This window comes from Vreelandella neptunia, from assembly GCF_034479615.1.
Taxonomy (GTDB): domain Bacteria; phylum Pseudomonadota; class Gammaproteobacteria; order Pseudomonadales; family Halomonadaceae; genus Vreelandella; species Vreelandella neptunia.
This window is the reverse complement of the sequence record NZ_CP140255.1, coordinates 393532-418604: the sequence shown is the minus strand read 5'-3', so window position 1 is coordinate 418604 and position 25073 is coordinate 393532. Positions and strand designations below refer to the sequence as shown.

The 25073-nt window shown below is 57.3% G+C and carries 27 protein-coding genes; 15 read left to right on the top strand and 12 right to left on the bottom strand.

Translation table 11 applies throughout. From position 1 onward, the window contains the following. The first annotated feature begins 1 nt into the window (after position 1). The 7 genes from map (at position 2) to SR894_RS02020 (ending at position 8021) form a co-directional block, all read left to right on the top strand. Positions 2 to 793 carry a type I methionyl aminopeptidase gene (gene map / locus SR894_RS02050; protein ID WP_133730960.1) on the top strand — a complete coding sequence of 264 codons (792 nt, stop codon included), beginning with the start codon at positions 2 to 4 and terminating at the stop codon, positions 791 to 793. Further along, positions 793 to 3468: a [protein-PII] uridylyltransferase gene (locus SR894_RS02045; RefSeq protein WP_133730961.1), complete on the top strand. Its 2676-nt coding sequence runs from the start codon at positions 793 to 795 to the stop codon at positions 3466 to 3468. The genes map and SR894_RS02045 overlap by 1 nt, the downstream gene beginning before the upstream one ends. Before the next feature lie 289 nt (positions 3469 to 3757). Next, on the top strand, positions 3758 to 4954 hold the full coding sequence (gene dapC, locus SR894_RS02040; protein WP_133730962.1) for a succinyldiaminopimelate transaminase: 1197 nt from the start codon (positions 3758 to 3760) through the stop codon (positions 4952 to 4954). Positions 4955 to 4989: 35 nt separating this feature from the next. After that, positions 4990 to 5331, top strand: a complete 342-nt coding sequence (locus SR894_RS02035; RefSeq protein WP_133730963.1) for a Spx/MgsR family RNA polymerase-binding regulatory protein — start codon at positions 4990 to 4992, stop codon at positions 5329 to 5331. A gap of 119 nt (positions 5332 to 5450) precedes the next feature. Then, entirely contained in the window at positions 5451 to 6476 is a 1026-nt protein-coding gene (dapD, locus tag SR894_RS02030) for a 2,3,4,5-tetrahydropyridine-2,6-dicarboxylate N-succinyltransferase (RefSeq protein ID WP_133730964.1), read from the top strand. Then, positions 6463 to 7635: a succinyl-diaminopimelate desuccinylase gene (dapE, locus tag SR894_RS02025; protein WP_133730965.1), complete on the top strand. Its 1173-nt coding sequence runs from the start codon at positions 6463 to 6465 to the stop codon at positions 7633 to 7635. Before dapD ends, dapE begins: the two co-directional genes overlap by 14 nt. Further along, positions 7632 to 8021: a hypothetical protein gene (locus SR894_RS02020; RefSeq protein WP_133730966.1), complete on the top strand. Its 390-nt coding sequence runs from the start codon at positions 7632 to 7634 to the stop codon at positions 8019 to 8021. The genes dapE and SR894_RS02020 overlap by 4 nt, the downstream gene beginning before the upstream one ends. Positions 8022 to 8100: 79 nt before the next feature. Here SR894_RS02020 and SR894_RS02015 read toward each other — a convergent pair whose 3' ends face one another. Next, on the bottom strand, positions 8101 to 8646 hold the full coding sequence (locus SR894_RS02015) for a cold-shock protein (RefSeq protein ID WP_133730967.1): 546 nt from the start codon (positions 8644 to 8646) through the stop codon (positions 8101 to 8103). Between the two features lie 112 nt (positions 8647 to 8758). Between SR894_RS02015 and SR894_RS02010 the strand changes: the two genes are divergently transcribed. Further along, on the top strand, positions 8759 to 9007 hold the full coding sequence (locus SR894_RS02010; RefSeq protein WP_133730968.1) for a SlyX family protein: 249 nt from the start codon (positions 8759 to 8761) through the stop codon (positions 9005 to 9007). Between the two features lie 60 nt (positions 9008 to 9067). Here SR894_RS02010 and ald read toward each other — a convergent pair whose 3' ends face one another. The 7 genes from ald to radC form a co-directional block, all read right to left on the bottom strand. Next, positions 9068 to 10186 carry an alanine dehydrogenase gene (ald, locus tag SR894_RS02005; RefSeq protein ID WP_133730969.1) on the bottom strand — a complete coding sequence of 373 codons (1119 nt, stop codon included), beginning with the start codon at positions 10184 to 10186 and terminating at the stop codon, positions 9068 to 9070. A 174-nt stretch (positions 10187 to 10360) separates the two neighbouring features. Continuing rightward, positions 10361 to 10795 carry an acyl-CoA thioesterase gene (locus SR894_RS02000; protein ID WP_133730970.1) on the bottom strand — a complete coding sequence of 145 codons (435 nt, stop codon included), beginning with the start codon at positions 10793 to 10795 and terminating at the stop codon, positions 10361 to 10363. A gap of 64 nt (positions 10796 to 10859) precedes the next feature. Then, entirely contained in the window at positions 10860 to 12050 is a 1191-nt protein-coding gene (locus SR894_RS01995; protein WP_133730971.1) for a class I SAM-dependent rRNA methyltransferase, read from the bottom strand. A gap of 349 nt (positions 12051 to 12399) precedes the next feature. Then, on the bottom strand, positions 12400 to 13242 hold the full coding sequence (gene mutM / locus SR894_RS01990; protein ID WP_133730972.1) for a bifunctional DNA-formamidopyrimidine glycosylase/DNA-(apurinic or apyrimidinic site) lyase: 843 nt from the start codon (positions 13240 to 13242) through the stop codon (positions 12400 to 12402). Between the two features lie 157 nt (positions 13243 to 13399). Beyond that, complete coding sequence (gene rpmG, locus SR894_RS01985) at positions 13400 to 13555, bottom strand: 50S ribosomal protein L33 (protein ID WP_022520204.1); 156 nt, start codon at positions 13553 to 13555, stop codon at positions 13400 to 13402. Between the two features lie 68 nt (positions 13556 to 13623). Beyond that, positions 13624 to 13860, bottom strand: a complete 237-nt coding sequence (gene rpmB / locus SR894_RS01980) for a 50S ribosomal protein L28 (protein WP_022520205.1) — start codon at positions 13858 to 13860, stop codon at positions 13624 to 13626. 258 nt (positions 13861 to 14118) lie between these two features. Next, a complete protein-coding gene (gene radC / locus SR894_RS01975; RefSeq protein ID WP_133730973.1) occupies positions 14119 to 14793 on the bottom strand; it encodes a RadC family protein in 675 nt (224 codons plus the stop codon). 175 nt (positions 14794 to 14968) lie between these two features. Here radC and coaBC point away from each other — a divergent pair, with 175 nt between their 5' ends. From coaBC to slmA, 5 genes are all read left to right on the top strand, one after another. Next, the gene (gene coaBC, locus SR894_RS01970; RefSeq protein WP_133730974.1) at positions 14969 to 16264 is read left to right on the top strand and encodes a bifunctional phosphopantothenoylcysteine decarboxylase/phosphopantothenate--cysteine ligase CoaBC; all 1296 of its coding nucleotides are present in this window, start codon (positions 14969 to 14971) and stop codon (positions 16262 to 16264) included. Beyond that, complete coding sequence (gene dut / locus SR894_RS01965; RefSeq protein WP_133730975.1) at positions 16261 to 16719, top strand: dUTP diphosphatase; 459 nt, start codon at positions 16261 to 16263, stop codon at positions 16717 to 16719. The genes coaBC and dut overlap by 4 nt, the downstream gene beginning before the upstream one ends. A 61-nt stretch (positions 16720 to 16780) precedes the next feature. Next, positions 16781 to 18166: a phosphomannomutase/phosphoglucomutase gene (locus SR894_RS01960; protein WP_133730976.1), complete on the top strand. Its 1386-nt coding sequence runs from the start codon at positions 16781 to 16783 to the stop codon at positions 18164 to 18166. Between the two features lie 133 nt (positions 18167 to 18299). After that, the gene (gene argB, locus SR894_RS01955; protein WP_133730977.1) at positions 18300 to 19199 is read left to right on the top strand and encodes an acetylglutamate kinase; all 900 of its coding nucleotides are present in this window, start codon (positions 18300 to 18302) and stop codon (positions 19197 to 19199) included. Between the two features lie 19 nt (positions 19200 to 19218). Continuing rightward, a complete protein-coding gene (gene slmA, locus SR894_RS01950; RefSeq protein ID WP_022520209.1) occupies positions 19219 to 19827 on the top strand; it encodes a nucleoid occlusion factor SlmA in 609 nt (202 codons plus the stop codon). A gap of 100 nt (positions 19828 to 19927) precedes the next feature. On the opposite strand, the gene rpoH is transcribed toward slmA, so the two are convergent. The 4 genes from rpoH to ftsY all read right to left on the bottom strand — a co-directional run bounded on the left by rpoH (position 19928) and on the right by ftsY (position 24022). Continuing rightward, positions 19928 to 20794, bottom strand: a complete 867-nt coding sequence (gene rpoH, locus SR894_RS01945; protein WP_133730978.1) for an RNA polymerase sigma factor RpoH — start codon at positions 20792 to 20794, stop codon at positions 19928 to 19930. A 197-nt stretch (positions 20795 to 20991) separates the two neighbouring features. Continuing rightward, positions 20992 to 22041, bottom strand: a complete 1050-nt coding sequence (ftsX, locus tag SR894_RS01940) for a permease-like cell division protein FtsX (protein ID WP_133730979.1) — start codon at positions 22039 to 22041, stop codon at positions 20992 to 20994. Beyond that, positions 22038 to 22706 (bottom strand): cell division ATP-binding protein FtsE, encoded by a 669-nt coding sequence (gene ftsE / locus SR894_RS01935; protein WP_133730980.1) that lies wholly within the window; start codon positions 22704 to 22706, stop codon positions 22038 to 22040. Before ftsE ends, ftsX begins: the two co-directional genes overlap by 4 nt. Further along, positions 22703 to 24022 (bottom strand): signal recognition particle-docking protein FtsY, encoded by a 1320-nt coding sequence (ftsY, locus tag SR894_RS01930; protein ID WP_322535479.1) that lies wholly within the window; start codon positions 24020 to 24022, stop codon positions 22703 to 22705. The genes ftsE and ftsY overlap by 4 nt, the downstream gene beginning before the upstream one ends. Positions 24023 to 24112: 90 nt before the next feature. Here ftsY and rsmD point away from each other — a divergent pair, with 90 nt between their 5' ends. Together rsmD and zapB are read left to right on the top strand one after the other, a co-directional pair. Then, positions 24113 to 24733: a 16S rRNA (guanine(966)-N(2))-methyltransferase RsmD gene (gene rsmD, locus SR894_RS01925; RefSeq protein ID WP_133730982.1), complete on the top strand. Its 621-nt coding sequence runs from the start codon at positions 24113 to 24115 to the stop codon at positions 24731 to 24733. A 134-nt stretch (positions 24734 to 24867) separates the two neighbouring features. After that, complete coding sequence (gene zapB, locus SR894_RS01920) at positions 24868 to 25062, top strand: cell division protein ZapB (RefSeq protein ID WP_133730983.1); 195 nt, start codon at positions 24868 to 24870, stop codon at positions 25060 to 25062. The last annotated feature ends 11 nt before the right edge of the window (positions 25063 to 25073 follow it).

Sequence of the window (25073 nt, the reverse complement as noted above, 5' to 3'; positions counted from 1 at the left end):
CATGAACGTTCCTATCAAGACGCCTTCTGAAATCGAACACATGCGCGAAGCCGGGCGCCAAGCGGCTAGCGTGATTGAAATGATCACCCCCCATATCCAGGCAGGCATTAGCACGGGGGAAATTGACCGTCTCTGTCATGAGTATATTGTTAACGAGCTGGGCTCGACCCCTGCACCGCTGAACTACCATGGTTTTCCCAAAGCGACCTGCACGTCGATCAACCATGTGGTGTGCCACGGCATCCCCGACGACGCCAAGAAGCTCAAAAATGGCGACATCATGAACCTGGATATCACCGTTAAGACCACCGACGGCTACCACGGCGACTCCAGCGTAATGTTCGTTGTGGGTGAGACCATCCAGGGCGAAAGGCTGTGCCGCATTACTCAGGAGTGCCTGTATAAAAGTATCGAGCTGGTGAAGCCTGGCGTGCGCCTCTCAGAGCTTGCCCGCGTGATTCAAAAACATGCCGAAAGCAACGGCTACTCCGTCGTTCGGGACTTCTGCGGCCACGGCATCGGCGCCGAATTCCACGAAGAGCCGCAGTTTTTACACTACGACGGCTACGCACCGGATGCCGACATTAAGCTCGCCGCAGGCATGTGCTTTACCATCGAGCCGATGATTAACGTTGGCGGGTATAAAACCAAGGTGCTACGCGATGGCTGGACCGCCGTCACCAAAGATCGCAGCCTTTCAGCGCAGTGGGAACATACGCTGCTAGTGACCGAGGGCGGTGTAGAAGTACTGACCGCGCGTGGCGATGAAGACTTCAGTTTTCTAACCAACTGATGCTATTACACCACCACCGGTTTGAGCCGGACACCACGCTTTTCGACCTGGATCTTTTCCGTACCGAGCTTGCCGGCTCACGTTCGCCGGTAGCGCCCTTCAAGGCCGCGCTGCGCGAGCTACAGGCGCGCCTGGACGACCAGTTCCGCGCCGGTGCGGACATCCGCGACCTTGTGCGCGGCCGCGCCTGGTACCTGGATCAGCTACTGGCGATTGCCTGGGCGCAGCATGAGTGGCCCGATGATGGCATTGCGCTGGTGGCAGTCGGCGGCTATGGCCGTGGTGAGCTACACCCCCATTCGGATATCGATCTGCTGCTACTGCTGGAGCAGGACGACGACACCGCCTATCGCGAACCGCTAACCGCCTTTATCACCTTCTTGTGGGATATTGGCCTGGAAATTGGTCATAGCGTTCGCTCGCTTAGCGACTGTGAGCGGGAAGCCGAAGCGGATGTCACGGTGATCACCAACCTGCTCGAATCTCGCCTGATTGCGGGGCCAGAAAGCCTGCGCGAAGCGATGCGCGAACGCCTCAGCGCCGAGCACATTTGGCCCGCGGATCGCTTTTTTGAAGCCAAGTGGCAGGAGCAGATTTCGCGCCACTACCGCTACAACAACTCCGAGTACCACTTAGAACCGAACCTCAAAAGCTCCCCTGGCGGACTACGGGATATCCAGATGATCGGCTGGGTGGCCAAGCGCCACTTCGGTACCGAGCAGTACACCGACATCGTCGCCAACGGCTTTATGAACGATGCCGAACTGCGCATTTTAAGCCAGGGGCAGGCGTTCTTGTGGCAGGTGCGCTATGCCCTGCATATGATTACTGACCGCGCCGAAGACCGCCTGCTGTTTGACCACCAGCGCACCATCGCCGAAATGTTTGGTTTCCGCGATACGCCGGAACGCCTGGCGGTTGAGCAGTTTATGAAGCGCTACTACCGGCACGTCACCGCGCTGGCAGGACTTAACGATATGCTGCTGCAGCACTTTGACGAGGTCATCCTGCGCGGCAAAGAGGCGCTGGAAACCGTCAAACTCAACGAGCGTTTTGAGACCAAAGGCGGCTATATCCAGGTGCGCTCGCGGACGCTTTTCCGCGAGCGCCCTGCGGCGATGCTAGAGCTATTCCTGTTGATGGCCAAGCACCCCGAAATCGAAGGAGTGCGGGCAGACACTATCCGGCTAATTCGCGATCATCGCCACCAGATCGACGACCACTACCGGGAAGATCCGCGCCATCAGCGACTATTTATGGCCATTATGCGCGCCCCCGGCAACGTGCCCCGCCAGCTGCGGCGCATGAACCGTTACGGCATTCTGGGCAAATACCTGCCTGAATTTGGCCGCGCCATAGGGCTGATGCAGCACGACCTGTTTCACATCTACACGGTCGATGCTCACACCCTGCTGCTGCTCAAATTTCTGCACAATTTCCGCAAACCGGAAGCGAAAGGTGACTTTCCTGTGGCAGTGGCCTTGATGCAGCAGTTGCCCAAACTCGACCTGTTATGGATTGCTGGGCTGTTTCACGACATTGGCAAGGGCCGCGGCGGCGACCACTCGGAAATCGGCGCCCGGGACGTTGAGCATTTTTGCCAGCGCCACCACGTCTCGCCCCACGACACTAATCTGGTCAGTTGGCTGGTTGAGCACCATCTATTGATGTCGATGACCGCGCAAAAGCGCGACATCAGCGACCCCGATGTGATTCGTGATTTTGCCCTGATCGTGCGTAACGAAACGCGGCTGGACTACCTTTACGTGCTCACCGTGGCCGACATTAATGCCACCAACCCCACGCTGTGGAACGGCTGGCGGGCATCGCTGCTGCGCCAACTACACGCTGAAACCAAGCGCGCCCTGCGCCGCGGCCTGAACAATCCGCCCGACCGCGACGACTGGGTGCGGGAAACGCGCACCGAAGCACGCTCTTTGCTGCAGACCATCGGCGTTAATCGTGAGCAAATCGATCATCTTTGGGAATCGCTAGGGGAAGACTACTTCCTGCAGTACGCGCCCAGCGAAATCGTTTGGCAGACCCAGGGCATTCTCAATCACAACCAGTCACCGCTGCCGCTGGTGTTGATCAGCGCACCGACTGCGGACATGTCCGAAGGTGGCACCAAAGTGTTTATCCATACCCGCTCGGTGGATGACCTTTTCGCGGCTACCGCCGCTGCAATGGAGCAGTTGGGGCTCTCGATTCACGATGCGCGCATTGCGACCTCCCACAACGATTGGACGCTGAATACCTTTATCGTGCTCGACAACCATGGCCAGCCCATTCGTGACCCAAGCCACATCGAAGAGATGCGCCAACACCTGGTGGAAGAGCTTGATGACCCGGACGACTATCCGGACATCGTCACCCGCCACACGCCGCGCCAGCTCAAGCACTTCAAGGTGCCCACGGAGGTGCTAATTGAGCAGGATCCGGCCAATGAGCGCACGCTGCTAGAGCTAACGGCTCCCGACCGTCCCGGCCTGCTGGCCCGGGTGGGACGTATCTTTATGGAGCAGGACATCTCGCTGTCCGCGGCAAAAATCGCCACCCTCGGTGAACGGGTAGAAGACGTCTTTTTCATCACCACCAAAGCAGGCGAACCGCTGACCGACCCCGAGCGCCAGCAGCAGCTGCGCGAACGTCTGATTGAGGTATTGGGGGTTTAAGAAACAACTGCGTTTAAGAGTGCAGGTAACTAGGTGCCAAGGGCAGGTTGGAGCGAGGGTCTTTCGACATGGCCGGAAATTGTTCCCGACAATTCCGGCATTTCCGCCATCCATGGCGGTCAGATGTCGAAAGTAGCGCCCACGGACGGGATCACAGCGCCCTCGCGGAAACCTGCCCTCGGCACCGACAAGCCTGCTCGAGAACTCTGATCGCCCGGTTAGGTTTGAGCCTGCACCTGGGCTTGCCTATAATCGACGGTTTACGCCGCCAGCCATCAACGGACACATCATGAACGCCGACCTCGACGCCCTGCATCCCTACCCGTTTGAAAAGCTGGCTGCGCTGAAAGCCGACCTAACGCCTCCAGCCAACCTGGCGCATATCCCGCTGACCATTGGCGAACCCCAGCACGCGCCCTACCCAGCGGCGCTTGAAGCGCTGGTGGCGCACCAACTGGAAATGGCCCGTTATCCTGCGACCAATGGCCTGCCAGCGCTCCGACAAACCATCGCCAGCTGGGCAAGCCAACGCTTTCAACTGCGCGAACTCGACAGCGAACGCCACGTGGTGCCCGTTAACGGCACTCGGGAAGCCATTTTTGCCTTTGTACAGGCGGCGCTGGATCGCAGCCGCCCGGCGAAAGTCGCGGTGCCCAATCCGTTTTATCAAATCTACGAAGGTGCGACGCTGCTGGCAGGCGGCGAGCCGCTCTATTTAGACTGTACCGCTGAGAATAATTTTCGGCCCGACGTTAGCGCCGTGCCTGCCGCTACGTGGCGCGATGTGCAAATCGTCTTTATCTGCTCGCCGGGCAACCCCACCGGTGCGGTCACGCCCCTTGATGAATTTAAGCAGCTGATTGCCCTCGCCGACGCACACGACTTTATTATCGCCTCGGACGAGTGCTACTCGGAGCTCTACCTCGACGAAACAGCCCCACCGCCTGGGCTGCTGCAAGCTTGTGCCGAGCTGGGTCGTGATGATTACCGGCGCTGCGTGGTCTTTCACTCGCTCTCCAAGCGCTCCAACCTGCCGGGCCTGCGCTCGGGCTTTGTGGCGGGGGATGCGGCACTGCTCACCCCGTTTAAGCGTTACCGCACTTACCACGGCTGTGCTATGTCGCTACCGCTTCAGCACGCCTCCATCGCCGCATGGCAGGATGAGCAGCACGTGCGCGCCAACCGCGACGCCTACCGCGAAAAATTTAGCGCGGTCACGGAGGTGCTCGCCCCGATCATGGATTTTCCCGCGCCACAAGCTAGCTTTTACCTATGGCCTGCGGTGCCCGGTGGTGACGATATTGCCTTTACTCAGAGGCTGTTTGCCGAGCAGCACGTTAGCGTACTGCCCGGCAGCCTAATGGGACGCACGGGTGAAAATGGCGTTAACCCCGGCGCAGGACGTTTGCGCCTAGCGCTGGTGGCTGAATTAGCGCCCACCCTTGAAGCCGCCCAACGAATTCGCCATCTCGTCGAGCGCGGTTAACAACATTTTCTGGTTCAACATTCTCAGGAGGTCGTATGCTGACGCTGTATATCATCGATAACTGCGATACCTGCTGCAAAGCGCGTAAAGCGTTGGATGAAAAAGCGCTGCTGTATAAAACCCACGATCTGCGCAAAGATGGTCTCTCTGCGGCGCTACTAGAACACATTTTACATCGTGTACCGCTTGTGGAAGTCATTAATAAACGCAGCAAAACCTGGCGCGAACTTTCCGATGAGGAAAAAGATTACGACGCCAACTCGGCTCGCCAACTAATGATGAAATACCCCACGCTGCTGAAGCGGCCGCTGCTGGAAGTAGACGACTCCACTATCTTGGTCGGCTACAGCGAGGGCGATTACGACCAGCTCGGCTAAGTACTCAAGTGGCCAAGCGCTTAAGCAGCTAGATACATGAGCAACTAAGTACTTTAGCACCTAGGTACCTTGGCTTTACCCACTCCTCTTCACTACTTATCACTACAGGACAACTTCTTATGCTGAGCTTTGCGCTTGGAATCGGCACTCAAAACACCCAGGGCGACTGGCTGGAAATCTACTATCCGGCGCCGCTGCTCAACCCACCAGCCAGCCTGGTGGAAGCCGCTAAACAGGCTCTGGACGCCCCCCAAGGCAACGCCGCCATCAGCTTTTTGCCCGAAGACTGCACACGCTTGGCTAAAGCGTTAGAAGCCGCGGGGCACTCAGCCCAGGCAGAGCTTGCCGAAGCGCTCTCTGCCAGCCAGCGCCCGCTGGTCGCGATGTTCCTGGAGAGCGACGAAGCGCCACAAACCGCGCCAGAGGTGTATTTAAAGCTCCACCTGCTGTCCCACCGATTGGTCAAACCTCATGGTCTCGATCTTACCGGCATGTTTGGCCTGCTGCGCAATATTGCCTGGACCAACGAAGGCGCCATCGACATTGAAGAGCTGCCTACACGCCGCCTGAAGGCGCGTATGGAGGGCCGCGCGCTGTCTGTCGACTGTGTGGATAAATTCCCCAAAATGACTGACTACGTGGTGCCTACCGGCATCCGCATTGCAGACACCGCCCGCGTACGCCTCGGCGCTTATCTGGGCGAAGGCACGACTGTCATGCACGAAGGCTTCGTCAACTTCAACGCAGGCGCCGAAGGCCCCGGCATGATCGAAGGTCGCATCTCAGCCGGCGTAATGGTCGGCAAAGGCTCCGACTTGGGCGGCGGCTGCTCCACCATGGGTACTCTCTCAGGTGGTGGCAATATCGTCATTAAGGTCGGGGAAGGCTGCCTGATCGGTGCTAATGCGGGCATTGGCATTCCGCTGGGTGACCGCTGCACGGTAGAAGCTGGTCTGTACATCACCGCTGGTTCCAAAGTGACCTTACTGGATGATCAGGGCCAGGAAGTGAGCACCGTTGCCGCCCGCGAGCTGGCCGGACAAGACGACCAGCTGTGGCGCCGCAACTCCCAGAATGGCCGCATTGAGTGCTTGACCAATAAAAGTGCTATCGCCCTGAACGAGGCACTGCATGCCCACAACTAAGCCTGAAGGACTGTCGCCGACGCTCACGCTCGCCTTTGAGCTGCTCAGCCGAGCCTCGGTAACACCGGATGACGAGGGCTGCCAGGAACTCATGATCGAGCGCTTAGCAGCGCTCGGTTTTCATATTGAGCGGTTACCGTTTGGCGACGTAAAGAATTTCTGGGCGGTGCGCGGCCATCACGGCCCGGTGGTGGCTTTCGCGGGCCATACCGACGTGGTGCCCAGCGGCCCCTACACCAACTGGCAGTACCCACCGTTCGAGCCCTGCATTGATGACGAGGGCATGCTGTGCGGGCGCGGCGCGGCTGATATGAAAGGCAGCCTGGCCTCAATGCTGACCGCCGTTGAGCGCTTTGTGACCCACCACCCGGATCACGATGGCCGTATTGCTTTTCTGATCACCTCCGATGAAGAGGGCCCGGCAGTCGACGGCACTCGCGCGGTGGTCGAGCACCTGCGCGAGCGTAATGAACGCCTCGACTACTGCATTGTCGGCGAACCATCCTCGACCACACGACTGGGCGATGTGATAAAAAACGGGCGCCGCGGCTCACTGGGCGCCACGCTGCACATTAAAGGCGTGCAGGGTCACGTGGCCTATCCGCATTTAGCGCGCAACCCCATTCACCAGGCCATGCCAGCGCTGGATGCGCTAGTCAACGAACATTGGGACGCGGGCAACGACTTTTTCCCCGCCACCAGTTTTCAGATTTCCAATCTGCGCGCAGGCACCGGGGCCACCAACGTGATCCCTGGCGATGTGGAAGTGGTGTTTAACTTTCGCTTCTCCACCGAGGTGACCTCTGATGAGCTCAAAGCGCGCACGGAAACCATTCTCGACCAGCATGGATTGGAATATCAGATAGACTGGACGCTCAACGGCGAGCCGTTTTTAACCGCGGAAGGCGCGCTGGTTGACGCCGCCATTAAAGGCGTTGAAGCGGTGACCGGCGAGCGCCCGGCGCTCTCTACCAGCGGCGGCACCTCGGATGGCCGCTTTATCGCCACCCTTGGCGCTCAAGTGGTCGAGCTAGGCCCGCTCAACGACACCATCCACAAGGTCAATGAGCGCGTTCGCGCCAGCGATCTGGACGACTTAAGCCGGATTTACGAAGCGACGCTGCAAGCGCTGCTCTCCTCCGGCGAGGTAAACCTATGATGGAGCGTTACCCCGATATAGAGATTTACCTGGCCAGCGTGTCGCTTGATGCACTCAATGAGTGGTTGAAAAACACACTAATAGCGCCACCGCTGAGTCCTGCAGGCAAAGGCCAATGGAAAACCCGCGGCCAATACCAGGGCGACTGCGTGCCGGTATTGCTGGTAGACAAAGCCGCTGATGGCTTTGCCAGCCTATGGTTTGATAGCAACCACACGCCGTGGATGACCGACCAGGAGTGTGCCCAGCAGGCCGCAGAAGCGCTGCAAACCGAAATACGTTGTTCACTGGGCGGCTGGCACCCCGGCGATGATCCTGACCGTTTCTGGCAAGTGCTGCCCGGTGGCAAAGAAGGGGCAATAGAGTGGCCCGACTCAGGGCGTTAATCGAGCTCTTTAAACGTAAACGACCCCGCCAAGGCGGGGTCGTTTGCTAACCAACTTTCAATTTAGCCAGCCGTAAGGCTCACTCAATAATACTGACATCGTCGGCCTGCAAACCACGCTCATTTTTAATCACGTGATAACGCACGATTTGGCCTTCTGCCAGCATACGCGGGCCACGACCACGAATGGCACGGAAGTGTACAAACACATCTTCGCCATTATCGCGGGTAATAAAACCGTAGCCTTTGTTGGTATTGAACCACTTCACTTCACCCTCTTCGCGGCCATCGTTAGGATCAATGATGTCTTCCTCTTCATCATCCTCCATAGGGGCGGCCGCTTGGGGTTGGCGCGGTGCTGGCTTGGGACGAACCACAGCATCGGACGCCACCACGATTGAGGGCGCAAAAGCGGCAGACGCTAATGTGCCAATACACAGAACAATAAAACTACCTATCGCAACGGCAATATAGACACCGCTAACTCCACTGATTGCCAGCTCGGCCATCCACAGCTCGGCGAGGGCACTATCGGTTAAATGAACAATCCCCGCCAGCAAAAGTGGCGTGGGGGCGGCAAGTAATACACTGATTAAGAAACAGCGAAACACAACTTTTGGGTTCATAGAAAAAAAAAGCTCTCTTGTTGTATGGGTAACAGACGAAGGACAATACCCGCACTATCAGGCCCATTCCCAATAGCACCGGCATACTACTACATAAGGCTGCAATGTTATCATGACCCACGAATTATCGCCTGTTGACCTGGCTCAACGTCTTGAATCTTTAGAGAGTCGCATAGCCCACCAAGAGCACTGGCTGGATACCCTGGATCAAGCGGTGGTACAACAGGAGCGCCGTCTGGAGAAACTGGAGCAGCTCAGCGGGCTAATGCGCGAACGCCTGCGTGAGCAGCACCAGGCACTCCAGGCAAGCGAACCCCAGGGCGACCAGCGCCCCGAGGATGAACTTCCGCCCCACTACTGAGCTAACGCCAGCCCCGGATGCGACTAATTAATTAGCCGCCGGCAGCTAGCGCTCAACAGCTTAGCGGCCAACAACGCTCGCAGGGTCAATACTTTCCAGCCCAAAGGCATCCGCTACGGCCTGGTAGGTGACTTGCCCCGCGTGCACGTTAAGGCCCGGCAGGAAGTGCGGGTCGTCACGCAGCGCCTGCTGCCAGCCCTTATCTGCCAGGGCGAGTACAAAGGGCAGCGTGGCGTTGGTCAGCCCCTGGGTGGAGGTACGTGCTACCGCGCCGGGCATATTGGCCACGCAGTAGTGCACCACCCCATCGACGATATAGGTCGGCTCGGCATGAGTGGTGGGCTTGCTGGTTTCAAAACAGCCACCCTGATCGATCGCAACATCGACCAGCACGCTGCCGGGCTTCATATCGGCCAGCATACTGCGAGTGATTAGTTTTGGTGCAGCGGCGCCGGGCACCAGCACCGCACCAATGATCATGTCAGACTCACGGGTGGCCGTTTCCAGTGCGTCTGCGGTGGAGTAAACCGTTTTGATGCGGCCCTGATAACGATCATCGAGTACTTCAAGCCGCGCTAACGACTTATCCAGAATGGTAACCTCCGCGCCTAACCCTAACGCCATGCGCGCAGCGTTTTCGCCTACCACGCCACCCCCGATCACGGTTACCTTACCTGGCGCCACACCCGGCACACCGGGCAGCAGCACGCCCGCACCGCCTTGGGCCTTCTCCAGGCTATGGGCTCCCGCCTGTACTGCCATGCGACCCGCTACGGTGCTCATTGGCGCCAGCAGCGGCAGACCACCGCGGGTATCGGTAATGGTTTCATAGGCGATACAGGTGGCACCGCTCTCCATCAGTCCACGGGTAAGGGGCTCTTCAGCGGCCAGATGCAGATAGGTGAACAGCGTATGCTGTGGGGTGAGTCGCGCCACTTCGTCCGGCTGCGGCTCTTTCACCTTGAGGATCAGCTCAGCGTTGCGCCACAAAGTCTCCACATCCGCTTCTATTTGTGCGCCGGCGGCTTGAAAATCAGCATCGCTAAAGCCTGCACCTTCTCCAGCACCGGCCTGAACGCTCACCTGATGGCCGCGCCCGGCTAATTCCCGCGCGCCGGTAGGGGTTAAGGCCACGCGATACTCGTGATTTTTGATCTCTTTGGGGACGGCAATTTTCATTGGATTTTTCCTGTGCTTTTAAAGGTGAGTCATGTTGTTAAGCAAATTACAGCACAGCTAACGTTGATCACCACCCCAGGAACACAAAACAAAAAAAACGCCGGTTAAGGCGTTTTTTAGGAGAAAAATCTAGCGATTGCCGGTTCTACACGAAAAAATCCACTTCTTTCTTAGTCACTCCACAATAACTGCGTTGCCGTAGATACGTCGATACTCCTCAGGCAGCCGTTTGGGCCGCCCCGTTGAAAGCGCCACGCAGGCAAAGCGTGTACGGGCGTATAGCAGTGTTTTCGCATCGTTGACACGCACCAGCTGAAAACGGCGCGTTAGACTGAAGCGCTCGTCACAATCGACAATCCAGGTAGCCAGCTGTAGCTCATCACCTGCAAAGGCAGGCGCGAGGTAATCCAGCTCGTGGCGGTGAACCACCATGGCCCGGTCAAGCTCTCGGTAACGCTCGATAGAGAGGCCGAGCGCGACCGAGTGAGCCCAGCTAATCTGCTCAACCCAGCGCAGGTATTCACTGTTGTTGACGTGCTGATAAGCATCGATTGCCTCATCGGCCACGCGAATATCGATCACAAAAGGATCGGGCAGCGCCCACTCCATCGGCTAACTCCTGTGTACCTTGACTCCCCTGTACTCGGGCTTCGCTGACTCCTAGCCGCATGAACTAGTCGCGGAACACACGCACACCCAGCGCCTTCAGGTAAGACGTTTCAGGGATAGCCGGATGCACCGGGTGATCAGGCCCTTGGTGACCTTGGAAAATCACCTGCCCGTGACGATCCTGATGGCGAACCGCCCCACGCACGACGTCCATTAAACGCTCGGGCGCCAGGTGCATGGAGCAGGACGCAGACAACAGCAGACCATCGCGACCCAGCAGGCGCATGGCCTCGCGGTTCAAGCGGGCGTAGGCGCGCTCACCGTTGGGAATGTCCTTGCGCTTTTTGATAAACGCCGGCGGGTCAAGAATGACCACGTCAAACTCCTCGCCCTCTGCCTTCAACGCCGCTAACGCTTCAAACGCATCTCCCTCACTAACCGCTACCTTCTCCTGCACGCCGTTCAGCTCGGCGTTGCGGGCGACTTGCTCCAGCGCCGGGCCTGAAGAGTCAAGGCACATCACCTTTTTCGCACCATGAACGGCCGCCTGCACGCCCCAACCACCTACGTAGCTGAATACGTCCAGCACGCGCTTACCTTCCACATTGCGATTGATCCATTCGCGATTAACCCGGTGATCAAAAAACCAGCCGGTCTTTTGACCGTTCAGCACCGGCACCACAAAGCGGGCACCGTTCTCTTCGAGCACCACTTCGTCAGGCAGCGTGCCTTTGATGACGTCAACATGGGCCTCAAGACCTTCCTGACGACGGCCGCCTGTATCGTTACGGAAGACGATCACCTCGGGTTTGATGACTTTTTCCAGCGCATCGACAATCTCATCCGCCAGCGCCTGCATACCCGCGGTATTGAGCTGCACGACGAGGACATCACCAAAGCGATCGATCACCAAGCCTGGCAGCAGGTCACCTTCGCCGTGAATCAAGCGGTAGAACGGCTGCGCATACAGGCGCTGACGCAGTGCCAACGCTTGATTAAAGCGGTGTACAAACAGCGAACGATCCAAGCGCATCTCGGGGTCACGAGACATTATCCGGGCAGCAATTAACGAATGGGGATTCACATAAGCGACGGCCATCACTTTGCCATTGGAGGCTTCTACCAGTGCGGTTTCGCCTGCCGCAAAGTTTTTCAGCGGCGTCTCTTTGATATCCACCTCATTGGAGTAGATCCAAAGATGGCCCGCTTTCAGGCGGCGGTCGGCATTTTTATTCAGTCGCAGGCGTTGGGTCACAGCAATCTCCAAAAAACGTAAGCAAAGCAATACTTAAATAAAACGTAACTATTCAGTAGGTTTCAGGCTGTACTCGCCAACCTGCTGTTTCATCAGGCATAGATAGCTGCCCCCGCGGGAGGCAGCTTTAGCTCGCGACCCTCCAAGCTTCCAGCCGGAAGACACCAAGGGGTGCCTTCAGCACCCTTCGTCGACGTGTCGAACCAACGATAAATCGCCCTCCCACAAATAGCTTCTGGCTTAGTGCTGGCTATAGGGTGTTGTGGGAAGCAGCTTTAGCTCGCGACCCTTTAGGCTGCCAGCATGAGCTGAACAGTTACAATAAAACAGTAGCACTGATAGGTAGGCATTAGCGCTGACAGCCGGGGCAGAACACACTAGCACGCTGGCCAAGCGTAATGCGCCTAAGCTCAGCGCCACAGCGCAAACAAGGCTGACCGTGGCGACCATAAACATTAAGGCGCTGGGCAAAGTAGCCGGGCTCACCCTGGCCACTGACAAAATCCCGCAGCGTGGTGCCGCCCTGGGTAATTGCCGCCGCCAGCACTTCTTTCACGGCCAGGGCCAAGGCGTCATAGCGAGCACGGGAAACTCTTCCCGCCGCACGGCGCGGATCAATACCGGCCATAAAGAGCGCTTCAGCCGCATAGATATTGCCAGCACCAACCACCACTTGGTTATCCATCAGAAACGGCTTTACCGCCACGCGCTTGTTACGCGAAAGCGTGTAGAGCCATTTGCCGTTAAACGCATCAGACAGGGGCTCCGGGCCCAAGTGAGCAAGCCGCTTATCCTGCGCTGCGTCTGTGGCCTGCCAATCCACAAAGCCAAACCGACGGGGATCATGATAGCGCAGCACGTAGCCGCTGGCAGTCACGACGTCCACGTGGTCATGCTTTTTAGGCAAGTCCCCCACCCGGGCAATCCGCAGACTGCCCGACATCCCCAAATGCCATAGCAGCGTCGCGCTAGCGTCTCCTTCAAGCGCGCCACCCACCTGGATAGGAATCTGCAGGTATTTTGCCCGCCGCATCAACACTCCAATGCGCGCACCGACCAGCCGCTCGGCCAGATCATCGGGCACGGGCACACGCAGCCGCGGCTGACGCACCAGCACTTCGGTGACTTCCTGACCTTCAATATAGGGAGCAATCCCGCGCCGGGTGGTTTCAACTTCAGGAAGTTCGGGCATATTTAGATATCGTACCTGCCTGTAGTGACAGCCTAATGAAGGTGGTTTAGCGAAGCATGCGATACACGAAAGACATGCATGCAAAAACCCGGCTTGAGGCCGGGTTTTTGAACAGGCGCTCGCCTGCAGTGGAAGCTGATCAACATCGCAAAAGCGATTACTTGATCTTGGCTTCCTTGTAGATCACGTGCTTACGGATGACCGGATCGAATTTCTTGAACTCGAATTTATCCGGAGTGTTCCGCTTGTTCTTATCAGTGGTGTAGAAGTGGCCTGTACCGGCACTGGACACCAACTTGATTTTATCGCGCATGGTTTAACTCTCCCAAAATGCTTGGCCCAAAATACCTGGCCCAAAGGGCTTTGTATAATAAAGCTGGCTTAGATAGCGTCGCCACGCTTACGAATAGCAACCAAAACTGTGTCGATACCTTTCTTGTCGATGATGCGCATTCCTTTAGTGGAAACGCGCAGCTTGACGAAGCGGTTCTCAGACTCAACCCAAAAACGATGGGTGTGCAGGTTCGGCAAGAAACGACGACGTGTCTTACGCTGGGAGTGTGAAACGTTATTTCCAGTTACCGGACGCTTGCCGGTAACCTGACATACTTTGGACATTAGAGCCTCCAACTGCTTGGCCAGGATATAATAACCTGAGTGTTCAAAACTGTCGGGCAAACCGGAGCAGGGAAGGTGTCGACGCCGTTAACCGCCAAGCTTTATCCAAATCCGTTATTCAACCCAAGTTTAAAGGTGGCACTTTATACCAGAGCACCCGACTTACAGCAAGCAAAACCCACAAAAAAGGCTGAAAAGGCACTTTTTTGCTCATTTTACTTAGCCAATATTGCATAGAGCACTGCATACTGACGCTGCCTATAGCCAGCCGCGCTCGGCAAAAGAGATCACTTCTCCATCCCCCACCACGAAATGATCCAACACGCGCACGTCAAAAAGTGCCAACGCGTCTTTTAGCCGTTCCGTGATACGTCGATCAGCATCGCTTGGCTCCGCCACACCGGAAGGGTGATTATGCGCCAGGATAACAGCGCCAGCGCTAAGTTCTAACGCGCGCTTGGCAACTTCGCGGGGGTAAACGGATGCGCTGTCTAGGGTACCGCGAAACAGCGATTCATAGCGAATAATTCGGTGCTGAGTATCCAAAAAAAGTACCGCAAACTCCTCATGCCCTAAATGGCGTAGCTGCGAACTCAGGTAGTGGCGCACCAAGGCAGGTGATGTCAGCGCATTGCCTCGCGCCAACTGGCTGGCTAAATGGCGCCGCGACAGCTCAAGCGTCGCCTGGAGCTGAGCGTACTTGGCGCTACCTAAGCCACGGGCAGCACAAAAGCTGTCCTGATCGGCCTCTAGCAGTTGGCGCAAGCCACCGAAGCTGCTGAGTAAATCCCGCGCTAAATCGACCGCCGAACTCCCTTGCACGCCAACGCGCAAAAAAATTGCCAGCAGCTCGGCATCTGAGAGCGCCTGGGCGCCACTGTTTAATAGCTTTTCCCGGGGCCGCTCACCTTCCGGCCAGTGATTGATTCCCATCGCACCTCACCCGTGCTGCCCATCTTTGTCCATCGAAGCCAGCCTCAACACGCATCGCTTTACAGCCATAAGCCTCATTAAACCTAGCTTAACCTTGTTTGTGCTCAATATGCCAAATTGTTGGTGCCAATGGTATGGTAAGCCTCCTTACGAACGCGGATATGGATCACTGACCATGGCCTCTGCTGTTAACTCGACAAGCGCTTCGACGCTCGCCGGCAAACGCGTACTGCTCGGCGTCAGTGCGGGTATCGCTGCCTACAAAAGCGCGTTGCTTGTGCGTCTGCTCAAGCAGGTGGGCTGCGAGGTGCGCGTGGTGATGACCGACGGGGCTCAAGCCTTTATTACCCCGCTCACGCTGCAGGCGCTCTCCGGTGAGCCCGTGCGCACCTCTTTACTCGACCCCGAAGCTGAGGCGGGGATGGGGCATATTGAGCTGGCCCGCTGGGCGGATGTCGTGCTGATCGCTCCGGCGACTGCCGACCTTATCGCTCGTTTGGTGCACGGCATGGCAGACGACCTGCTCACCACACTCTGCTTGGCCTCAGAAGCGCCCAAATTGATTGCCCCGGCGATGAACCAGGCGATGTGGCGCCACCCCGCCACCCAACGCAACGTAGCGCAGCTTGAGCATGATGGCTGGCAACTGATCGGCCCCGCCGCCGGTGACCAAGCCTGTGGCGATGTGGGGCCGGGGCGCATGAGCGAGCCTGAAGAGATTTTTAGCGCAGTTACGGCGCTGCTTGCAGCCCCTATCACCACAGCGCCTCACTCACATGCCCCCCATATTGTGATTACCGCTGGCCCTACCCGTGAGCCGCTGGATCCCGTGCGCTACATCTCCAATCACAGCTCGGGGAAAATGGGGTTTTCCCTGGCCGCAGCGGCAGTGAAGGAAGGGGCCAAGGTAACGCTGATTAGCGGGCCGGTTAACCTACCCACCCCCCAGGGCGTCACGCGGATTGACGTTGAGTCAGCCGAGCAGATGCACGCTGAAGCTCAGCGGCTAGCGCCTCAAGCGGCGCTGTTTATCGGCTGCGCAGCTGTCGCCGACTATCGCGCGGCAGCCCCTGCCGAGCATAAGCTTAAAAAGCAGGATGATAGCGACACACTCACCCTGACCCTGGTTAAAAATCCCGACATTATCGCCGGCGTGGCGGCACTGCCCGCCAAACAGCGCCCGCTGGTGATCGGTTTTGCCGCCGAAACCCAGGAGGTTGAGCGCTACGCACGGGATAAATTACAGCGCAAAGGGCTGGATATGATCGTCGCCAACGACGTCTCCCAGGCTGGCCTGGGCTTTGGCAGCGACCAGAACGCCGCATGGTTACTCTGGCGCACTCCACAAGGCGTCGAGAGCCGCTCAGAAGCTGCACAGCCGAAGACCCAGCTGGCCACCACCATCATCCGTCAAGCGCTCGCCCTACTACCCACAACAGCCCCTACGAAAACATCTGGAGAATCCCCATGAGTGCCCGCCCCCGCCTACAGTGCAAAGTATTAGATGAGCGTTTGCACGACTACCTCCCTGCCTACGCGACATCTGGCTCGGCGGGAATGGATCTGCGCGCCCTACTGGATGAGCCGTTAATATTAGCCCCCGGTGATTGTCAGCTCGTACGCACCGGCATTGCCATCTATATTGAAGATCCGGGTTTGGCAGGCATGATCCTTCCGCGCTCCGGATTGGGGCATAAACATGGCATCGTGCTAGGCAATTTAGTGGGTTTAATCGACTCTGATTACCAAGGCGAACTGATGATTTCGGTCTGGAACCGTGGTCAGAGCTCGTTTACGCTAACCCCCTTCGATCGGCTGGCACAGTACGTGCTTGTGCCTGTGGTACAGGCCGAACTCTCCTTGGTGGACGCGTTTGAAGACTCCTCAAGGGGCAGCGGCGGGTTTGGCAGTACGGGCAGTCAGTAACGAGTGGTCGCGCCTGTTTAGGAACCCTTTTAAGGAAACGTCTGTTTAGCTGGGAAGCCCTATGAACGCACAGTCTGTACCCGCTTCGATTTTTCGCGCCTACGATATTCGCGGTATCGTTGACGACACGCTCACTGAAGAGACAGTCGAAATGATCGGGCGAGCTGTCGGCTCTGAAGCCGCCGCGCGGGGCGAATCCAGCGTGGTCGTTGCCCGCGACGGTCGCCTTTCAGGTGCCCGGCTGCAAGCGGCGCTGATGCGTGGCCTGAACGCCGCAGGGCGTGACGTGATCGATATTGGCATGGTGCCCACCCCGGTACTTTATTTTGCCACTCACATACTGGAAGGCACCCACTCAGGCGTAATGGTCACCGGTAGCCACAATCCGCCTGACTATAACGGCTTTAAAATTGTGCTGAGCGGCGAGACGCTCTCTGGCGATGCGATTACCGCCCTTTTCGAGCGCATTCAAACTGGCGATATGGAGAGCGGGCAAGGCAGCATCACCCAGCAGGATGTTCGTGAACACTACTTAGCGCGCATCTTAGGCGACGTTAAGATCAATCGGCCGATCAAGGCCGTGGTCGACTGCGGCAACGGCGTTGCCGGGGAACTCGGCCCACAGCTGCTGGCACGATTAGGTATCGAGACTATCCCGCTGTTTGCGGAGATTGACGGCAATTTTCCCAATCACCACCCTGATCCGGGCAAGCCGGAAAATGTCCAGGATCTGATCCGCAAAGTGCACGAAACCAGAGCCGATATCGGTCTTGCCTTCGATGGAGATGGCGACCGTCTGGGCGTGGTTACGCCCTCTGGCAAGCTGATTTATCCCGACCACCTGCTCATGGTGTTTGCCACCGATATGCTCGCGCGCCAACCTGGGGCCAAGGTTATTTTCGATATTAAGTGCACCGGCAATTTGGTCAAAGTCATCAGCGAGGCCGGCGGCGAACCGGAAATGTGGCGTACCGGGCACTCGATGATCAAGGCACGTATGCAGGAAACCGGCGCTCAGCTTGGGGGAGAGATGAGCGGGCACATTTTCTTCAAAGAGCGCTGGTATGGCTTTGACGATGGCCTCTATGCCGCCGCTCGGCTGGTGGAGATTCTCGCCAATCAAGCCGACGATGCTGATACTTTTTTTGCCAACTTCCCCCAAGATGTTGCCACACCGGAAATTAATATAGCGGTTACCGACGATAACAAATTTTCTCTGGTAGATAAGCTTGCTCGCGAGGGCGACTTCGGCGAAGGTATAAAAACAACTTTGGACGGCATTCGCGTGGACTACCAGGATGGCTGGGGGCTGTGCCGCCCCTCGAACACCACGCCTGCTCTGGTCATGCGCTTTGAAGGTAAAGACGAGGCCGCGCTAGCACGCATCAAAGCAATTTTTAATGACGCGCTTCTGCGCGTCGCGCCAGACATTGAGCTCCCCCAGTAGACAGATAGCTCTTCAAATAGCTTTTCAAATAACTCGGGGCTGGAGGGATCGCGACCACCTAGAAAGCGCGGCCCTCATCACTTAATCAGCATAAACGTTAGCAACATAATAAACGTTCGCAAGGGACAACCTCATGAGTTCAGCCAGTCGCGATCCCCAGGTCGTTGTGGAGGTGCTTTCCGAAGCCCTCCCGTATATACAGCAGTTCTCCGGCAAAACCGTGGTGGTCAAATATGGCGGTAACGCCATGACCGAAAGCACTCTAATCGACTCCTTTGCCCGCGATATCGTGTTAATGAAGGAAGTCGGCATCAACCCGGTGGTGGTGCATGGCGGCGGGCCGCAGATCGGAGACCTGCTCAAAAAGCTCAACATTGAGTCGCGCTTCGTCAACGGCATGCGCGTCACCGACTCGCAAACCATGGACGTGGTCGAGATGGTGCTGGGCGGCTTGGTCAACAAAAGCATCGTCAACCTGATCAACCAAAGCGGCGGTAAAGCGATTGGTTTGACCGGTAAAGATGGCTCACAAATTCGTGCCCGCCAGCTCAAGGTTGAGCACCAAAGCCCCGAAATGACGGCGCCCGAGATCATCGATATTGGCCATGTGGGCGAAGTGGAGTCGATCTCAACCGAGCTTATCGAGATGCTGGCAGCGCGTGATTTTATTCCGGTGATTGCACCGATTGGCGTCGACGCCGCAGGCCACAGCTACAATATCAACGCTGACCTGGTGGCGGGCAAGATTGCCGAAGCGCTCAATGCAGAAAAGCTGATGCTGCTCACCAATGTCGCCGGGTTAATGAACACCGAAGGTGAAGTGCTCACCGGTTTAAGCACCGCTCAGGTGGATGAGCTGATCGCCGATGGCACGATTTATGGCGGCATGCTGCCGAAAATCCGCTGCGCGCTGGATGCAGTGAAGGGCGGCGTGAACAGCTCGCACATTATTGATGGCCGTGTCCCCCACGCGGTGTTACTGGAAATTTTCACCAACGCTGGGGTAGGCACTCAAATCAAGGACGCGAGCTAACCGCGACGGAGGTCACATTATGAGCGAAGATCAAAAACCTCGCCGCCGCGAGCAGATTCTCCAAGCCCTGGCGCTGATGCTTGAGGAAGATAGCGGCAAGCGCATTACCACAGCCGCCCTCGCCCGCCAGGTTGGCGTTTCAGAAGCGGCGCTCTACCGCCACTTCCCCAGCAAAGCGCGAATGTTTGAGGGGCTGATCGACTTTATTGAAGAGAGCATTTTTGCCCGCATCACGCGTATTTTAGAAGACGTTCCCGACGCTACCTCCCGCTGCGGCACCATACTTGCGCTGCTGCTGGGCTTTGCTGAGAAAAACCCTGGCCTGGCGCGGGTGATGGGCGGCGACGTGCTCACCGGCGAAACCGCCCGGCTACGCCAGCGGGTCAACCAGCTGTTTGAACGCCTGGAAATGCAGCTTAAACAGATCCTGCGCGAAGCCGAACTGCGTGAAGGTCTACGCCCCACGATTCCAGCCTCTGCCGCTGCCAATTTGTTAGCGGCCCAGGCGGAGGGACGCATTTCCCAGTATGTGCGTAGCGACTTTAAGCGCCTGCCCACCGAACACTGGGAAGATCAGTGGTCGCTGCTGTCGGCCCACTTACTGCGCGCCACGGCACAACCAGCTTAGGCTCGCGTGCTGGCTGCACAAAAAAAACCGGCTCCCTTTCTTTTAAAGGGGCCGGTTTTTTTAATGCAGAAAAGCCACAAATGGAGCGTTCAGTCTGGTCTTAGGCGACCATCTCTTCACCCATTTTCTGACGCAGCTTTTTCATGGCATTCTTTTCAAGCTGACGGATTCGCTCTGCACTGACGCCGTACACATCGGCCAGATCATGCAGCGTCTCTTTGCTATCGGCCAACCAGCGGCGCTGAAGAATATCCCGCGAGCGCTCATCAAGCCCTTCAAGGGCAAGCTGTAAACGGCGCGTCGAGTCTTCCTCGAAGTTGCTATCTTCCAACTGCGTGGCAGGGTCGGAAGCGGCGTCGTCTAAGAAGTGAACAGGCGCTTGATAGGTGCTCTCTTCATCATCACCTGCCGGGGCATCATAGCCGGCATCGTAAGACGACAAGCGCCCTTCCATATCGCGCACAATCTCAGGCTTAACGTCGAGATCCTTGGCGATGGCGTCCACTTCGTCGTTGTTCAACCACGCCAAACGCTTCTTCGCACTACGCAGGTTAAAGAACAGTTTGCGCTGGGCTTTGGTGGTGGCAATCTTAACGATCCGCCAGTTACGCAGCACAAATTCGTGAATTTCCGCTTTAATCCAGTGCACGGCAAACGAAACCAGACGAACGCCCTGGTTCGGATCGAAGCGTTTGACGGCTTTCATCAAGCCAACGTTACCTTCTTGAATCAGATCCGCTTGAGCCAACCCATAACCCGAATAGCTACGCGCGATATGCACCACAAAGCGCAAATGCGACAGTACCAAACGACGAGCGGCTTCCAGATCGCCTTCATCATAGAGGCGATAAGCGAGTTCGCGCTCTTCATCGGCCGTTAATACCGAAATTCCATTGACTGCGCGGATGTAACCGCCCAGATCGCCGCCGGGCGAAAGCTGCCCCACCGGTAGAAGACTAGTGCTCATGTGCAGGTGGTCTCCCCTGTAACCCATCGTGGTTGACGTAGCACGTTATCAATAACCTATTACAAAACCGTGATACTAATTCAGTCATGCGCATTCAGCCATACGAATGTCTGCGCTAGTGAGACCTTAATGCAAGCATAAAGTTCGCAGGTTAAGCATCACCAGCAGTATCGCATCAACTGCCTAAAATCTATCAATTATCTTGGCCGAATGCTCGAAAGGTGACGAGTCACCGCCAACCAGGCACCCAACCAGCCTAGTAGTGTACTGCAAGATAGCAGAATTGTAGAGCCTGTCACGTCGAGTTGGGGTAAAGAAAAACTCGCCCCGTAACTGGCTGCCAGAGCGGATACCGGCAGGGAAAGCCAGTGATTGCCCAGGCCTAACAAACCCAGCGCCAGCAGCCCACCGCCTAAGCCGTACCAAGCACCGCTGTATAGGAACGGCCGTCGCACAAAGGCATGCGTGGCGCCAATGAGCATCACGACTTCAATTTCCCGGCGGCGACTCTCCACCGAGAGGCGAATGGTATTGCCGACCACCAGCAGCACGCCTAAACCAAACAGCGCCCCTAGCGCCAGTGCCACACGGCGGCCTAGCTCGGCCAGGTTTCTCAGCCGCTCCACCCAGGCCAGATCAAGTCGCACCTCATCAACGCCAGAGAGCGCTTCAAGGCGGGCGGCCAACTGCTGCATGGCAACCGGGTCAACGCTTTCCGGGCGCACCACCATGCTGATAGGCAGCGGGTTACTCTCCAGCCCTGCCAAGGCATCATCGAGCCCCAGCGACTGCTGGAACTCCGCCATCCCTTGTTCGGCGCTGATCAGATGAGTTTCGAGCACGTCCGGTTCCGCGTTGACCGCCTCTTCGATACGCAACGACTGGGCATCATCGGCACTCAACTCCAGGTAAACCGTTAGGGTGGCGCTCTCATCAAGCTCTGCATCCAGCAACCGCGCACTGTCAAGGGTTAGCCACAGCGCCGCAGGCAGCACTAGCGCAATAGCAATCGCCAGCATGGTCAGGAGGTTACCCAGCGGGTAGCGTATCAAGCGCTGAAAGCTATCCCACGCCATGCTGCGGTGATGGCGACCCCATGCCCGCAGGCGGCTGGAAAAGCGCGTTTGCTGCGACCTGGCGCCCCGCTGGGGTGCTTGGGCTTTCTCAACCGCTGGTTTAACAGCGGCTTTGCGCGGCGTTTTTAATGCTGCTCCCTGACGACGCTTGGGCGTCGCAGATGACTTCATAGCGCCCCCTCATCGGCTACCAGCCTGCCGTCGCTTAAGCGCAGGATGCGGTGGCGCAGTCGGGCAATCAGGGCCAAATCGTGGCTGGCGATCATCACCGTGGTACCAATCCGATTAAAGTCCTCAAACAGCGCCATGATATCCGCCGAGAGCTGGGGATCCAGGTTGCCCGTCGGTTCATCAGCAAGCAGCAACGCGGGCTTATTAACCACCGCCCGGGCAATGCCTACCCGCTGCTGCTCGCCCCCGGAGAGCTCTATGGGCAACGCCTTTTCACGATGCAGCAGCCCCACCTTATCTAACGCGGCACGCACACGGCGGGCGGCCTCCCGAGGTTCAACCCCTTGAATCTCCAGCGGTAGAGAAACATTATGAAAAATGCTGCGATCAAAGAGCAACTGATGATCCTGGAAAACCACGCCAATTTGGCGACGATAGAATGGCACTTGGCTGGCATGCAGCTGGGCGATATCGTGCCCCGCTACGACGACGCGCCCACGGCTAGGTTTCTCTAGGCGCATCACTAAGCGTAGTAGCGAGCTTTTACCGGCACCGGAGTGGCCGGTAAGAAACACCATCTCGCCCCGGGCAACCCGAAAGTTAAGATGCGCCAGCGCCTCAAAGCGCCCGCCGTAGCGTTTTCCCACATGCTCAAAAGCGATCATGCGCTGGCATCGTCCTCTTGGCGGTCAAACAGCGCTTGGACAAAATCATTGGCCTCGAAGGGGCGCAGATCGTCGATACCCTCCCCCACGCCAATAAAGCGAATCGGCGTTTCCAGCTGTTTGGCCAGCGCGAAAATAATCCCGCCTTTGGCGGTGCCATCCAGCTTTGTTAGCGTGATTCCGCTGACCGGCACGGCATCATTAAATGTGCTGGCCTGGGATATAGCGTTTTGCCCGGTGCCCGCATCCAGCACCAGCATTACTTCATGAGGGGCGGTGTCATCTAGCTTCTGCATCACCCGGTGGACTTTTTTCAGCTCTTCCATCAGGTGGCTTTTGTTATGCAGTCGACCGGCGGTATCGGCGATCAACACATCGACACCGCGCGCGGTAGCGGCTGCTACCGCGTCATAAATCACCGAGGCACTGTCCGCGCCGGTGTGCTGGGCGATCACTGGCACCTTGTTGCGCTCGCCCCAGACTTTGAGCTGTTCGACGGCGGCGGCACGGAAGGTGTCACCGGCCGCCAACATAACGCTTTTGCCTTCGCGCTGAAAACGCTGGGTGAGCTTACCGATGGTGGTGGTTTTACCCACGCCGTTAACGCCTACCACTAAAATGACAAACGGCCCCTTGCCCGCCTTCTCAAGCACAAGCGGCTTAGCGACCGGCGCCAGCATGGTGGACAACTCTTCTTGCAGGCCACGGTAGAGCGCTTCGGGGTTGTTCAACTCTTTGCGCGAGACGCGCGCTTCCAGGCGGCCAATAATCTCGGTCGTCGCGTCAATGCCCACGTCGGCCATTAACAGCTGCGTTTCCAGATCTTCCAGCAGTTCGTCATCGATCTGTTTTTTACCTAAAAACAGGTCGGCGATGCCGTCGGTTAAATTGGCGCGGGTTTTCCCCAGGCCTGACTTTATACGCGCAAACCAGCCTTTCTGGTCACTTTTGGTGGCCACCGGTTTCTCTTGCAAGGCGGGCGCGGGCGTCAACTCTGGCTCTGGCTCTGGCTCTGGCTCTGGCTCTGGCTCTGGCTCTGGCTCTGGCTCTGGCTCTGGCTCTGGCTCTGGCTCTGGCTCTGGCTCTGGCTCTGGCTCTGGCTCTGGCTCTGGCTCTGGCTCTGGCAAAGTTTCCGGCGCTATTGAGGTCTCTTCAACAATGTCAGTAACAACGTCAGTGGAAGTCTCGGGCGTCGCAATGTCCAGCTCATCGGCTTGTTCTGGAGGCTGCTCCTTTAACGGCTCCTCCTGCGCCTGCTTGTCTTGAGGCGCTTGTTGCGGATCTTGCTTATTCTTGCGTTTAAAAAAACCAAACATGAGTGTTACCCGACATAAAGTGTGGACATTAAGGTTATGCTAACACCGTAATCCAAGACTTTGGATAAACAGCCCGCTACAATCCGTTTCATGACACGAAAACGCCCCCCTAAATCTTCTGCTCCCCGCCTTGCATCTGCTCGGCGTGGCGTTCAACAACCTGGCAAACTGCGCATTATCGGCGGTGAGTTCCGCCGCCGTCAGTTGCCGATATTGGATAGCCCTGGCTTGCGTCCAACCCCAGACCGCGTGCGTGAAACGCTGTTCAACTGGCTCGGCCAACAGCTTTACGAGCAACAGGTACTCGACCTATTCGCAGGTACTGGCGCGCTGGGCATTGAAGCCGTGTCTCGCGGCGCGGCCTGGGTCGATTTTGTCGAGCGCAACCCGCGAGTAGCGGAGCAGCTGTCGACCAATCTGGCATCGCTCAACATTACCGCAAGCGCGGTGCATGTTAACGACGTTCAAGCCTACCTGACGTACCCAGCCAAGCCCTATACGCTGGTCTTTCTCGACCCGCCCTTCCATCAGCAATTGGCCGCGCCGTGTTGTACGGCGCTGGAAAATAGCGGCTGGCTTGATAACGAGGCAATGATTTACCTGGAAACCGAGACGTCGCTCGCTCCCAAGGTGCCCACCAACTGGCTATTGCACCGCGAAACCCAGGCGGGCGAAAGCACGGCAAGGCTCTATCAACGTCAAGCACCGTAAACAGCGCTTGCCGCCACGCGGCGGTGGCGTTACGCTCGCCTCATTCGTCCCTACTGACAAGCTTTGTGCTTGTTTATTTGGGTGCCTTTTTATGACCTGTTTTGGGTTTTCGTTTTTACGCTAGGGAGAGATACATGAGTCTGGAGCTATTTAATCAGCTTGAACAGAAAGTCACCGACACTGTTGATGCACTGGAGATGATGAAACTGGAAAATGAAGAGCTGCGCGGCGAAAACGCCAAGCTGAAAGAGGAGCGCGAAGAGTGGGAGCGTCGCCTCAACAGTCTACTTAGCAAGTTCGACAGCCTAGAAACAACTAGCGCTTCGTAACTAGCTTTGCG

Excerpts from the sequence above, each read along its gene's own strand:
- map (WP_133730960.1), top strand. The coding sequence starts at position 2 with ATGAACGTTCCTATCAAGACGCCTTCTGAAATCGAACACATGCGCGAA.
- dut (WP_133730975.1), top strand. The coding sequence starts at position 16,261 with ATGAGTGCCCGCCCCCGCCTACAGTGCAAAGTATTAGATGAGCGTTTG.
- SR894_RS02045 (WP_133730961.1), top strand. The coding sequence starts at position 793 with ATGCTATTACACCACCACCGGTTTGAGCCGGACACCACGCTTTTCGAC.
- coaBC (WP_133730974.1), top strand. The coding sequence starts at position 14,969 with ATGGCCTCTGCTGTTAACTCGACAAGCGCTTCGACGCTCGCCGGCAAA.
- slmA (WP_022520209.1), top strand. The coding sequence starts at position 19,219 with ATGAGCGAAGATCAAAAACCTCGCCGCCGCGAGCAGATTCTCCAAGCC.
- dapC (WP_133730962.1), top strand. The coding sequence starts at position 3,758 with ATGAACGCCGACCTCGACGCCCTGCATCCCTACCCGTTTGAAAAGCTG.
- mutM (WP_133730972.1), bottom strand. The coding sequence starts at position 13,242 with ATGCCCGAACTTCCTGAAGTTGAAACCACCCGGCGCGGGATTGCTCCC.
- ftsE (WP_133730980.1), bottom strand. The coding sequence starts at position 22,706 with ATGATCGCTTTTGAGCATGTGGGAAAACGCTACGGCGGGCGCTTTGAG.
- argB (WP_133730977.1), top strand. The coding sequence starts at position 18,300 with ATGAGTTCAGCCAGTCGCGATCCCCAGGTCGTTGTGGAGGTGCTTTCC.
- SR894_RS02010 (WP_133730968.1), top strand. The coding sequence starts at position 8,759 with ATGACCCACGAATTATCGCCTGTTGACCTGGCTCAACGTCTTGAATCT.
- SR894_RS02020 (WP_133730966.1), top strand. The coding sequence starts at position 7,632 with ATGATGGAGCGTTACCCCGATATAGAGATTTACCTGGCCAGCGTGTCG.
- SR894_RS01960 (WP_133730976.1), top strand. The coding sequence starts at position 16,781 with ATGAACGCACAGTCTGTACCCGCTTCGATTTTTCGCGCCTACGATATT.
- ald (WP_133730969.1), bottom strand. The coding sequence starts at position 10,186 with ATGAAAATTGCCGTCCCCAAAGAGATCAAAAATCACGAGTATCGCGTG.
- rpmG (WP_022520204.1), bottom strand. The coding sequence starts at position 13,555 with ATGCGCGATAAAATCAAGTTGGTGTCCAGTGCCGGTACAGGCCACTTC.
- SR894_RS02000 (WP_133730970.1), bottom strand. The coding sequence starts at position 10,795 with ATGGAGTGGGCGCTGCCCGATCCTTTTGTGATCGATATTCGCGTGGCC.
- radC (WP_133730973.1), bottom strand. The coding sequence starts at position 14,793 with ATGGGAATCAATCACTGGCCGGAAGGTGAGCGGCCCCGGGAAAAGCTA.
- SR894_RS02015 (WP_133730967.1), bottom strand. The coding sequence starts at position 8,646 with ATGAACCCAAAAGTTGTGTTTCGCTGTTTCTTAATCAGTGTATTACTT.
- SR894_RS02035 (WP_133730963.1), top strand. The coding sequence starts at position 4,990 with ATGCTGACGCTGTATATCATCGATAACTGCGATACCTGCTGCAAAGCG.
- ftsY (WP_322535479.1), bottom strand. The coding sequence starts at position 24,022 with ATGTTTGGTTTTTTTAAACGCAAGAATAAGCAAGATCCGCAACAAGCG.
- rpoH (WP_133730978.1), bottom strand. The coding sequence starts at position 20,794 with ATGAGCACTAGTCTTCTACCGGTGGGGCAGCTTTCGCCCGGCGGCGAT.
- rsmD (WP_133730982.1), top strand. The coding sequence starts at position 24,113 with ATGACACGAAAACGCCCCCCTAAATCTTCTGCTCCCCGCCTTGCATCT.
- dapE (WP_133730965.1), top strand. The coding sequence starts at position 6,463 with ATGCCCACAACTAAGCCTGAAGGACTGTCGCCGACGCTCACGCTCGCC.
- dapD (WP_133730964.1), top strand. The coding sequence starts at position 5,451 with ATGCTGAGCTTTGCGCTTGGAATCGGCACTCAAAACACCCAGGGCGAC.
- ftsX (WP_133730979.1), bottom strand. The coding sequence starts at position 22,041 with ATGAAGTCATCTGCGACGCCCAAGCGTCGTCAGGGAGCAGCATTAAAA.
- rpmB (WP_022520205.1), bottom strand. The coding sequence starts at position 13,860 with ATGTCCAAAGTATGTCAGGTTACCGGCAAGCGTCCGGTAACTGGAAAT.
- zapB (WP_133730983.1), top strand. The coding sequence starts at position 24,868 with ATGAGTCTGGAGCTATTTAATCAGCTTGAACAGAAAGTCACCGACACT.